Origin of the sequence: Methylobacterium sp. J-088 (assembly GCF_022829295.1) — a bacterium.
Lineage (GTDB): Bacteria > Pseudomonadota > Alphaproteobacteria > Rhizobiales > Beijerinckiaceae > Methylobacterium.
Genome location: NZ_JAKSYH010000078.1, coordinates 1 through 9,628, shown reverse-complemented (window position 1 = coordinate 9,628; position 9,628 = coordinate 1). Strand labels below are relative to the sequence as shown.

Here is a 9,628-nt window from a genome sequence, read left to right as displayed (position 1 = left end):
CCACCGACGCGGGCGCCGCCCCGTCCACGGACCCGCCCGGTCAGCCACCGGGCGGGCCCCGTAAAGGACGCCCCGGGATCGCTCCCGGGCCGCCGTGGACAGGTGGCGGCTAATGAGCACAAAATAGGAACATTGTCAAGGCTGGGGCTGGGGCGGCAAGACTCTGCCCGAAGCTGCCATTCCGCATGCGACTCAGCCCAGTCGCCTCGATGGCTATAGGCCTTGCCCAAAAGCTGCGCTTCCTCGGCGTTCCTCGTTGCCGTCACCCGCACCTGTGCGACGTGCGGTGGCTCTGGGATCCTGGGCAGAGCGCTGATCGCTTCTCGACGGGCGAGCACAGACCGCTATCCAGCTGCCATGTCGGAGGTGTCGGCGAGGTTCTGCACATATCGGAGACAGGTTCGCCGCACCTCAGGATCTGTGATCGTCGCGAACAGCCTCAGCAACTCCAATTCCTCCGATATGGTCGCGGTAGGCGACACACCTCGGGGATGGCCTTTCAAAAATACGTCCTCGCTGACGCTGAGCGCCTGCGCCACGCGCTTGAGGGCGCTCTTGGTGCAGTCTTCAGCCATTCTCGTCACCCTTTAGTGCCGACGGCGAACCGCCCGCGCCGTCCCTGGCCAAGAGAACAATCTTCTACCTCAGGCGTGCAGTCTTGTACTAAATTACAATTCACGATTGCGGCAACGCACCGCACTTGTCGCAGCCCTGCGAGCGGGAGGCAATTTAGTGCCATCCTCGTTGTTAGTGCGCAGTTTTTCTCGCGTTGAGAACGCGTGCGCAGCGGAGTGGCTGAATGGTCTCCATAGTTGGAATGGATCCTGCCCTACGGGCGGCTGGCCTAATCGGAACCTGGGGAACGAACGTCGCTGCAGGTCGCTCCGTGCTCGATGAGGGTGCGGCCGCCCTGCTGGCGGGCAATGCCAATCTGGCTGGCCAACCGCTTCCCCTTGAAGCAGCCCTCGCACGGACACACCCGGACGATCGCAGTTGGGTATTCGAGCGCATTCGTCGCGTTCGGCAAACTGGCGGCTCAATCTCGGCGGAGTTCCGGATCCTGACAGAAATGAACGATGTCCGCTGGGTGCTGAACCGCGGGGCTCTCGCACCCGATGAAACTGGTGCGATGCAAGGTCGTGGCGCTTACATCGATACCACCGATGCTCACCGCGACGCGTTCATCTCCGCTGCCTCGCTCAACCAAGAGACTGTCAGCACATTAGACGTAGCGGCAGATCATTGCATCGCAGCGCACGCGGCGCTTGGAAGGGGCGGCCACTTCGATCTGCATCGCATATCCGAGATGCTGTTGTTCGGGATTGGGCGGGCGCTCGCACGGCGCGGATAACGCGCCCCCTCGAAGGTCCGCTTCCGCCCTTTGGGCCGAAGCGGACCGGCAGAAATCCACCCTCAGCCGAACTTGCCGGTCTGCCGACGTCTGATCGCTTCCGGCAAACCCAGGGGTCGATCCCCCCCGCCCTACCCCACCTCCGCCAGATCCCCGAACAGCGACAGCACCACCGGGCGCCGGTCGAGGTTGTAGATCGCCGCCTCCCGGGCGGCGCGGCCGAACCGCTCGGCGACCTCCACCAGGGCGGCCAGCCGGGCCGCCGGCTCGTCGCGGCGCCGGTCGAGCTCGCCCGAGACGAAGCGCAGCACCGCGTCCTGGGCGGCCTCGAACCGCGCCTCCGCGTCCCGGCCCGCCAGGGTCTCGGCGAGCTTGAGCACCCGGCCCCAATCGGGATTGCGCGCCCGCGCCAGCAGCGTCTCGACCTCGGCCACGAGGCCGGCGGTCACCGGGTCGAGCATCGCCAGCGCCCGGGCGACCGAGCCCTCGCACGCGGCGACCGCCCGGGCCAGGGCCGCGTCGTCGGGCTGCGGGAACGGCGCGGGCAGGGCGCGCACGACCCGGGCGACCTCCTCGGGCACGAGCGGCCGCAGCATCAGCGCGCGGCAGCGGGAGCGGATCGTCGGGAGCAGCCGGCCGGGCTGGTGCGACAGGATCAGGAACAGCGCCCGGGGCGGGGGCTCCTCCAGCACCTTGAGCAGGGCGTTGGCCGCGTTGGCGTTCAGGTCCTCGGCGCTGTCGAGGATGCAGACCCGCCAGCCGGAATCCGCCGCCGTCGTGGCGAACAGGTCGAGCGCCCTGCGGACCATGTCGACCGAGATCTTGGTCGGCAGCGCCTTGGCGCCTACGACCCGGTGGCGGCGCAGGACCACGAGGTTCGGGTGCGACAGGCCCGCGACCTTGCCGGCGACGGGATCGTCCGGCGCCACGTCGAGCCCGGCCGGCCCCCGGCCCCCGGGATGGGCCAGCAGGCGGCGGGCGACCCGGTAGGCCAGCGTCGCCTTGCCGATGCCGGGGGCGCCGCCGATCAGCCAGGCATGGTGCAGGCGCCCCGCCGCGATCCCGGCCGCGAAGGCTTCGGCCGCCGCCGCGTGGCCGACGAGCGCCAGGGTCTCGCGGGGGCGCGGGATGCCCGGCAGGTCGCCAGGCTCGACGTCGTCGGCGGCGCGGTCGATGGGCTTCATGGCGCGTCCCGAAATTTCGTCCTGGTGGGTTCCAACCCCTCTGGCGACGCCGCCACGGCTCCGCTTACAGAAGTGGACAGGCGGCGCCCAGCGCCTCGGGGCCGGTCGCACATCGGCCTCGCACGGTGGGCCTCACCAACCCACTCCGCGACGGCCGCACGCGGCCCGATGCGGCCGGGCGTGCAGAGAATGGTTCTCTCTCTGGCGTTCTCGAGATCGGAAAATGGCGCGCGGAGGTTCCATCTCCAACCAGCCATTCACCCACTGATCTTGAGTTGGCGACACCTTAACGGGTGAAGGCCAGGAATCGGCGGCGGTCACCGCCGGTCCCATGCCCGAAGATAGCGCAGACCGGACGCGCCGCAAACCGTCCGGCCCGATCACGCCGCATCGCCCTGGCTCCCCGCCCCCGGCAGCAGATCCGGCAGCCGGGCCGCGACGGTCGCGCGGATCGCGGCCTCGACCGCATCGGGATCGCGGCCCGCGTCGATCACCGCGCAGCGCCCCGGCTCGGCCCCGGCGATCGCCCGGAAAGCCTCCCGCAGGCGGATGTGGAAATCGAGGGTTTCCGCCTCGAACCGGTCGGCCCCCTGCCCGGTCCGGGCGCCGCGGCCGGCCGCGCGGGCGAGGCCGGCCGCAGGGTCGAGGTCGAGGATCAGGGTGAGGTCGGGCCGGGTCGGGCCGACCACGACCCGCTCCAGGGCGTCCAGCACGCCCGGTTGGAGGCCGCCGGCCGCGCCCTGGTAGGCCCGGGTCGAGTCGATGAAGCGGTCGCACAAAACGGTCTCGCCCCGCTGGAGCGCCGGGCGGATCAGCCGGTCGAGGTGGTCGATCCGGGCCGCGCTGAACAGCAGGGCCTCGGCGAACGGGCCGAAGGGCTTGGCGAGCCCGCCGAGCAGCGCCGTCCGGATTTCTTCCGCCCGCGGCGAGCCGCCGGGCTCGCGGGTCACGCATACGCCCCGGCCGGAGCGCGCCCGCAGGGTCGCGGCGAGGCGGGCGATCTGGGTCGACTTGCCGGCGCCCTCCCCGCCCTCGACGGTGATGAAGGTGCCCCGCCGCTCCGCGGCGTCCCCGATGCGTGGCACGGTCACGGCAGCACGGTCACGACGGGTTGGCGGCCCCGGCGGCGGCCTTGTCGCCCCCCTTGTCATTCCCCTTGCCGGCCCGGTCGAGGGCCTTGCGCACGAGCCCGGTGCCGAATTCCAGCGCCGCATCCATGGCCCGCTGCGGCAACGTGCCGGGCTCCACCGCGGCGCCGGCAAAGAGCGGCTGGTCGAGGGCGATCGTGTCGCCGCGCTGGACGCGCAGCACGCCGACCCGCTGGCCCTCCTCCACGGGGGCGACGAGCGGGCCGGTGTAGATCGCCCGGGCGCTCACCCGGTCGCTGGAGCCGCGGGGCAGCAGCACCCGCACCGGCTTCTTGGCCACCAGCGGCACCGAGCCCGATTGTCCGCCGAACACCGAGGCCTCCGCGACCGTCTCGCCGGGCGCGAAGATCTGCCGGGGCTCGAACGCGCGGAACCCCCATTCCATCAGCTTGCGCGCCTCGGCGGCGCGGTCGCGGGCGGTCTTCAGGCCGGAGACCACCAGCACCAGCCGCTGGCCGTTCTGCACCGCCGAGCCGGTGAGCGCGTAGCCGGATTCCTCCAGGTAGCCGGTCTTGAGCCCGTCCGCGCCGATATCGAGGGCGAGCAGCGGGTTGCGGTTCTGCTGGCGGATCTTGTTCCAGGTGAACTCCTTCTCGGAGAAGATCTTGTAGTAATCCGGGTAGGTCTCGATGATGTGCAGCGCGAGCTTCGCCATGTCGCGGGCCGTGACCTTCTGGTCGGGCGCCGAATAGCCTGTGGCGTTGCGGAAGGTCGAGTTCGTCAGCCCGATCTCCTTGGCGTGCTGGTTCATCAGCCCGGCGAAGGCGTCCTCGGACCCGGCCATGTTCTCCGCGATGGTGATGGCCGCGTCGTTGCCCGACTGCACGATCAGCCCGCGCAGCAGGTCCGACATCTTGATGCGGCTGTTGACCTGCGCGAACATCGACGAGCCGCCGCCGCCCGCCCCGCCGCGCTTCCACGCGTCCTCGGTGACGGTGAACTCCGTGTCCATGGACAGGCGGCCGGATTTCAGCGCCTCGAACACGATGTCGGTGGTCATCAGCTTGGCCATGCTGGCCGGCGAGAACCGCTCGTCGGCGGCCTTCTCGAACAGGACCGAGCCGGAATCGGCGTCGATCAGGATCGCGTGCGGCGCCGCGGTCTGGAAGCCCTGCGCGCGCGCGGCGGCGAGGCCGGCCCCCAACGCGCAGGCGGCGGCCAGAAGGGTGAGAAGGGTCCTGCGCATCGCCGTTCCGTCCCGCGCTCGTGGCCCGGCCGGAGGCAATCCGGCCGTATCCCAATAACAAGCGTGACCATATTACGGTTTCAGTGCCGGATCGAATGCGAAATGCCGCATCGGCGGCCGGGGCGGCCGCGCGGAGGCCGTGCGGGCGTCAGTAGATCCCGGCCATGCGGGACGGCCGCGCCTTGGCGGCCGCCTGGGTTGTCGCCCCCTTGGCCGGCGCGACCTTCGCCGCTGCAACCTTCGCCGCAACCGGGGCGGACGCCGTCTTGATGGAGGCCGCCTTGGCCGGACCAGTCTGCGGCACGGCCGCGTGCATCGCCGGCGCAGGCCGGGCCGCGGCGACCTTGAACGGCAGGGTCTTGGGCGCGGGACCTTTGGCGGGCGCCGCCGCGGCAAGGCGCGCCAGGGCCAGCTTGGCCGGACCCGGCATCGCCGCCGGCCCACCCTGGGCCAGCCGGGCGGAACCCGGATGATGCGCGGTCTCCGCCAGGGCGTTGCGGCCGGACGCGGCGACCTTCGAGGCCCCCCCGTGCCCGGCCGAGGGCGGGGCGAGGGCGGCCGGGTTGAGGCCCGCCACCTGCAGGTTCGCGCCCCGGGCCACGACCGGCATCGGGCGGAACTCCCGCGCCCGCGACGCGGTGGGCTGAACCGCCGCCGGGACCGTGACGGCCGCCGAGGCCAGCACGATCGGGGCGCGGACCGGTGCGGGCCGCGGCGCCGGGGCGGAATCCTCGCGCGCCTGCGCGGGCTCCTGCGCCGGCTCTTGCGCACGGTCCTGAGCCGGCTTGAAGGCGAGCGGCGCCGGGGTGGAGCGTTCGTAGCGCTCGGTCTCCGCGGTGGGGCCGAGATCGGCCACCATCACGGTCGAGCGGCCGGCTGGCTGCCCGTCGGTGCGCAGGCTGGCCAGCAGCTTGCGGTCGTCGCTGCCGGCGACCGAGGCCTTGCCGGCATATTCGACGCGGACCCGCGCGGTGCCCCGGCGGTGGAAGCCCAGGGCCTCGGCCGCCTCCTCCGAGACGTCCATGACCCGGCCCGCATGATAGGGGCCGCGGTCGTTGACCCGCACCAGCATCGAGTAGCCGTTGTCGAGGTTGGTCACCCGCGCATAGCTCGGCAGCGGCAGGGTGGGATGGGCGGCCGCGATCGAGTGGCGGTCGAACACCTCGCCGTTGGCGGTCATGCGCCCGTGGAAGGCGGAGCCGTACCAGGAGGCGAGGCCCTCCCGCACGTAGCCGCGGGGATCCTCCTTGGGGACGTAGGTCTGGCCCGCGACCACGTAGGGCTTGCCGGTATAGCGGCGCCCGCCGCCCTTCGGGATCACGTCGCCCTCGTTGTAGAGGCGCGGGCTCGCCTTGACCCCGTATTTCGGGTCGACGCCGTTGCCGGCGCCGAGCTTCTGCTGCTGGGGCGTGGTGGCGCAGTTGGCCGTGGCCAGGGCCACGCCCGAGACGGCCAGGAGCCGCAGGGCGAGGCGCGCAGGCCGGGGAAGGGTCGTGCGCACCATCGTGGGATTCACCAAACTCTACGCGTGACCGGGGTCCGACGGCGGACCGGACCCGAATGCGCAAGAGGGACGCTTCCGGGTCCACCCACACTTGTATCGGTTGCGTAAAGGAAGCCTGAACGCTGTTGGCGGCCGGGGTTCAGGCGCCGCGTCCGGCGGTTGTGGACGGGTCGCGCGTGATCTCAAGAGCGACAGGTAAGGTGCTGTCCGAGAACAGAGTCCAGCCTGTCTACGGCGCCCGCTGCGCCGACGATGACTGCAGAGATCCCCCCGCGGGGCTTCGCGGATTCACACATCGGGTTTGGGATCATCGTGCGGTTGCCAAGTGAGGCGGCCCGGATGGCTCGTGCGCCCTCCCTCCCCCCTCTGCGGGGGAGGGTGGCCCCTGCGTCAGCAGGGGGCGGGAGACGGGAGCGACGTTTCAGGCAAGGGCGCGCCCTCCAAGACGGCCACGCCCTATTCGGAAGCCGGGTTCCCCTCTCCCGACCCCCTTCGGGGCCACCCTCCCCCGCAGAGGGGGGAGGGAGACGCGCGGAGCCGCCTTCGCCTCTCCAAGGGAGATGTGTGTATCCGTTAGCTTGGGGGGGGGGGCGCCTGGGGGGGAGAGAGCCCAGCGGCCAGCGATGTGTGACGGTCGTCGTTGCGGGAGACAGACGAGATGCAGGGCCGATCGCGCCCCGTCTCGGAGGGCGATGTGCCAAGCTGCCCTCAGCGGCCCTGCGTCTCGGTCAGCTGCGCGATCGAGCGGGCGCCGCGCTGCTTGAACAGCAGTTCCAGCCCCTCCAGCATCAGGGCGTGCATCTTGGTCCGCTCGGCGTAGGCGAGGTCGCGGAGCTGGTCGTAGACCGGCGGCTCCAGATAGACCGACATCTGCCGGGCGCGCTGCTTGAGCGTGGCCGCTTGCTGCGGCGCCGGGGGAGCCAGGGCGAGCGAGACGATCTCGGCGCCCTGCGGCCGGGCCGCCGAAGCGGATCGGGCGAGCGACTTGGCCGGCGGATTCGCCGAGGCCACGATCGCCGCGAGGCTGAGCTTAGGCGGCTTGGACATGCTGGCCCGTCCTCAGGGACTGCGTGCGGCGCTCGATCCACGACCAGAGACGGCGGACTTCCCCGGCGGCCTGCCCCTTGGGGTTGAACTCGGTGACGCCCTGGCCGAGGCCGATCGCGTCCTGGTGGTCGGTGCGGGCGACGATGTTCACGTCGGGCAGGATGCCGAGCACGGCGAGCCCGTCCGAGGCGTCGCGGACCCGGTAGGAGCGCGGCGGGGTCTGGTTCAGCACGAAGGCGAACTTCTTCTCCAGCCGGTAGACGGCCGCCAGCGTCGGCTTGAACGCCCGCAGGTCCGCGGGGGTGGGCCGGCACGGGATGATGCAGAGGTCCGCCGCGCGGATCGCCGAGAGCGTGCCGGTGGAATCGACGCCGGGCGTATCGATGAAGACGTAGTCGTAGGCGGAGTCGCGCAGGCGCTCCATCACTGCGTCGATCTGGGTGGCGTCGATCTGCGCCACCTCGGGGCCGTCGACGGTGCGGTGGTCGAGCCAGTCCGAGATCGTGGCCTGCCGGTCCATCTCCAGGATGCAGACCGTGTGGCCCGCCTCCCGGGCGGCCACCGCCAGGGAGATGCACAGCGTGCTCTTGCCGCTGCCGCCCTTCTGCGTGACGAAGGTAATCGCTTTCATCCTGGGCGTCCTCCAGAAGGCCCCGCGCGTCCGTCCGTGCGCGAGCGACTCCCGGGTCACTGCGCCGTCGAGGCCAACCTCAGGTTATCGACTCGCATCCGTTTGCGATCCGGTAACCCGCGGATGCCTCGACATACGGTGTGGCCGTTATGGTTAACGACTCGTTAAGATCGTGCCTGGCCCGAACCCTGCACGCTGATCCTGTGCCTGAGAAGCCTATTCAACTTTAGGTTAAGATTTTTGGCCTGAAATGGGTTTAGAGACTTCCCAGCGGCGGGCTGATACTCTAGCTTATCTGCGTGACAATGGGGAGGCCGGGGGGGTTGAAAACCTCAAGTTTAAAGACGCCGGGCGCCTCCGCGAGGAATGGCATGGCCGAAATTCCGATCCCGCAATCCGTGCTCGATGCCTCCGGCGTGGTCGGGACATGGGTCCACGATTTTTGGGCCGGCCAGCTGGAACTCTCGGCCTCCTTCGCGGGCCTGCTCGGCCTCGACCCGGAGGCGGCCGCGAGCGGCGTCTCCCTCGAAACCTTCCTCGACCGCACGCATCCCGAGGATCGTCTGCGGATCGAGAGCTACCTGCACGCGGCTGCGGTGATCGGCGGTTCCATGGAAGCGGAATTCCGGACCCGGGAGACCCGCGCCGGCATCCGCACGCTGCTGATGCGCGGTCGGATCGAGCACGATCCGGACGGCCGGGCCACACGGGGGCGGGGCATCGCCATCGACCGGACCGAGGAGCAGGCGGCCAACCTCGTGCAGGGCGAGCGCGTGGTGAACCGGATGGCCGAGCACGTCATCGCCCTGCGCGAACTCGCCCGGGCCCTGCAACGGCCTGCGCTCACGGACCGGATCGAGCACCTGATGATCGAGATCGGCTTCGAACTCGCCCGCTTCCTGCCGGAGCCCGAGGACGAATCGCGGCATTAGAGCGCTCTCCGCCGAAGTGGACACCGGTTCGGCGCAAGAGAGCGTGTCACAACAAGAGCTTAGAGCCGCGCCCGATTGCAACGCGCACGGTACACGACTCACAAGGCTGGGAGGCGTTTTGGGCATCGATTGGCCCAGAGGGTCGCTGCGCTTTGAGGGGCATTGAGGAGATCGCCGCGTAGGGCATCGAGGCCGGTGCTGAACCAGGATTTCCCGCGCCGCCCATGGGTCTTTCGCGCAATGGCTTTGAGGCCCATGGCGGCGGTCGCCGTTCGGTAGATCAAAGTGATGGCCAGCGTCAGGACGGCGGTGAGCGTCTCGATCTTGGCTGGAGCGGTCAGGCGGGTGTCTTCGAGGCTGAGGCCACGGGTCTTGGCGTCACCTAACAGACCCTCGATCCCACAGAGTCTCCTGTAGACTTGGAGTGCGCGCCGCGTCGCGAGGGTGGTGGTCATCAGCAGCAGGCAGTCCGCGCTGGCGAGGCGTTGTGCCGCCCGCATCAGCGGCAGGTGCGTGTCAGGCAGGAACAGATCGAGCGTGTGGATGGTGTGGCGGGCGTGCATGGTGCGCAGTAGCATCTCGATCGACCAAAGGTTGCCATCGGAGCGCGCCATGACCAGGTCGGGTCAGACCCGGATGGCGAAG

Annotated in this window: 10 protein-coding genes; 2 read left to right on the top strand and 8 right to left on the bottom strand. The window is 70.3% G+C overall.

Annotated features, from left to right (window positions below; all coding sequences use genetic code 11):
- Nucleotides 1–344 precede the first annotated feature (344 nt).
- Nucleotides 345–575, bottom strand: a complete 231-nt coding sequence (locus MKK63_RS09420) for a hypothetical protein (protein WP_244000967.1) — start codon at nt 573–575, stop codon at nt 345–347.
- A 311-nt stretch (nt 576–886) separates the two neighbouring features.
- On the opposite strand from MKK63_RS09420, the gene MKK63_RS09415 reads away from it, so the two are divergent.
- Nucleotides 887–1,351, top strand: a complete 465-nt coding sequence (locus tag MKK63_RS09415; RefSeq protein ID WP_244000965.1) for a PAS domain-containing protein — start codon at nt 887–889, stop codon at nt 1,349–1,351.
- A 131-nt stretch (nt 1,352–1,482) separates the two neighbouring features.
- Here MKK63_RS09415 and MKK63_RS09410 read toward each other — a convergent pair whose 3' ends face one another.
- The 6 genes from MKK63_RS09410 to MKK63_RS09385 form a co-directional block, all read right to left on the bottom strand.
- The gene (locus tag MKK63_RS09410) at nt 1,483–2,535 is read right to left on the bottom strand and encodes a DNA polymerase III subunit delta' (protein WP_244000963.1); all 1,053 of its coding nucleotides are present in this window, start codon (nt 2,533–2,535) and stop codon (nt 1,483–1,485) included.
- 380 nt (nt 2,536–2,915) lie between these two features.
- Nucleotides 2,916–3,626, bottom strand: a complete 711-nt coding sequence (gene tmk, locus MKK63_RS09405; RefSeq protein ID WP_244000961.1) for a dTMP kinase — start codon at nt 3,624–3,626, stop codon at nt 2,916–2,918.
- Nucleotides 3,627–3,636: 10 nt separating this feature from the next.
- The gene (locus MKK63_RS09400; RefSeq protein WP_244000959.1) at nt 3,637–4,869 is read right to left on the bottom strand and encodes a D-alanyl-D-alanine carboxypeptidase family protein; all 1,233 of its coding nucleotides are present in this window, start codon (nt 4,867–4,869) and stop codon (nt 3,637–3,639) included.
- A 148-nt stretch (nt 4,870–5,017) separates the two neighbouring features.
- The gene (locus tag MKK63_RS09395) at nt 5,018–6,373 is read right to left on the bottom strand and encodes a septal ring lytic transglycosylase RlpA family protein (RefSeq protein ID WP_244000957.1); all 1,356 of its coding nucleotides are present in this window, start codon (nt 6,371–6,373) and stop codon (nt 5,018–5,020) included.
- A gap of 708 nt (nt 6,374–7,081) precedes the next feature.
- A complete protein-coding gene (locus MKK63_RS09390; protein ID WP_244000955.1) occupies nt 7,082–7,420 on the bottom strand; it encodes a ribbon-helix-helix domain-containing protein in 339 nt (112 codons plus the stop codon).
- Nucleotides 7,404–8,051, bottom strand: coding sequence for a ParA family protein (locus MKK63_RS09385; RefSeq protein ID WP_244000953.1), 648 nt, complete (start codon nt 8,049–8,051; stop codon nt 7,404–7,406). Before MKK63_RS09385 ends, MKK63_RS09390 begins: the two co-directional genes overlap by 17 nt.
- Nucleotides 8,052–8,422: 371 nt before the next feature.
- Between MKK63_RS09385 and MKK63_RS09380 the strand changes: the two genes are divergently transcribed.
- The gene (locus MKK63_RS09380; RefSeq protein ID WP_243917501.1) at nt 8,423–8,983 is read left to right on the top strand and encodes a PAS domain-containing protein; all 561 of its coding nucleotides are present in this window, start codon (nt 8,423–8,425) and stop codon (nt 8,981–8,983) included.
- Nucleotides 8,984–9,081: 98 nt separating this feature from the next.
- Here MKK63_RS09380 and MKK63_RS09375 read toward each other — a convergent pair whose 3' ends face one another.
- On the bottom strand, nt 9,082–9,597 hold the full coding sequence (locus tag MKK63_RS09375) for a hypothetical protein (protein WP_244000951.1): 516 nt from the start codon (nt 9,595–9,597) through the stop codon (nt 9,082–9,084).
- Between the last annotated feature and the right edge of the window lie 31 nt (nt 9,598–9,628).